The sequence below is a fragment of the Pseudarthrobacter sp. AL07 genome (genome assembly GCF_029960665.1).
Lineage (GTDB): Bacteria > Actinomycetota > Actinomycetes > Actinomycetales > Micrococcaceae > Arthrobacter.
The window spans coordinates 1-1,266 of the sequence record NZ_JASBRB010000077.1; the positions used below are offsets into that span (position 1 = coordinate 1).

The window sequence follows — 1,266 nt, forward strand, 5'->3', positions numbered from 1 at the left end:
GGCATCCGCGACGGCGTGATCGTCGCCATCGAACCGTTCGGCAACGGCCTCACCGGCGGCCAGGTCATTGACCTGGCCGACGACGAAACCCTGATCCCCGGCCTCGTGGACACGCACGTCCACGTCAACGAGCCCGGCCGCACCGAGTGGGAGGGTTTCGCCTCCGCCACCCGCGCAGCCGCCGCCGGCGGTGTCACCACCATCATCGACATGCCGCTGAACTCCATCCCGCCCACCACCACCGTGGAAGGCCTCAAGCTCAAGCGCGAAGTGGCCGAGGACCAGGCGTTTGTGGACGTCGGATTCTGGGGCGGTGCCGTACCGGGCAACAAGAAGGACCTCCGCGGCCTCCATGACGAGGGCGTCTTCGGCTTCAAGTGCTTCCTGCTGCACTCGGGCGTGGACGAATTCCCGCACCTCGAAGCAGACGAGATGGAGGAGGACATGGCCGAACTCAAGTCCTTCGACTCCCTCATGATCGTCCACGCCGAGGACTCCCACGCGATCGACCGCGCCCCGCACCCGGGCGGTGACCACTACGAAACGTTCCTGGCCTCCCGCCCGCGCGGCGCCGAGAACAAGGCCATCGCCGAGGTCATCGAGCGCGCCCGCTGGACCGGCGCCCGCGCCCACATCCTGCACCTCTCGTCCTCCGACGCGCTGCCCATGATCGCCAGCGCAAAGCGCGACGGCGTTCACCTCACCGTGGAGACGTGCCCGCACTACCTGACCCTGATGGCCGAGGAAATCCCCGACGGCGCCACCGCGTACAAGTGCTGCCCGCCGATCCGTGAGGCCTCCAACCGCGAGCTGCTCTGGAAGGGCCTGCAGGAGGGCACCATCGACTGCATCGTCTCGGACCACTCCCCCTCCACCCTGGACCTGAAGGACCTGGAAAACGGCGACTTCGCCGTGGCCTGGGGCGGCGTCTCATCGCTGCAGCTGGGGCTGTCCCTGATCTGGACCGAGGCCCGGCACCGCGGCATCACCCTGGAACAGGTGGTGTCCTGGATGGCTGAGAAGCCGGCCAAGCTGGCCCGCCTGCACAACAAGGGCCAGCTTGCCCTCGGTTACGACGCGGACTTCTCCATCTTCGCGCCGGATGACGCTTTCGTCGTCGACGTCACCAAGCTCAAGCACAAGAACCCCATCACGCCCTACGACGGCAAAGCACTCTCCGGCGTCGTCCGCAAAACGTTCCTTCGCGGCAGCGAGATCGACGGCCGCACGCCCAGCGGCAAGCTGATCCGCCGCGGCGGCGTCTGA

1 protein-coding gene is annotated in these 1,266 nt (G+C 67.5%); it reads left to right on the plus strand.

The window, feature by feature from the left end:
* Positions 1–1,266: allantoinase AllB (allB, locus tag QK290_RS18445; protein WP_282332121.1), on the plus strand; the 1,266-nt coding region annotated here is incomplete at its 5' end.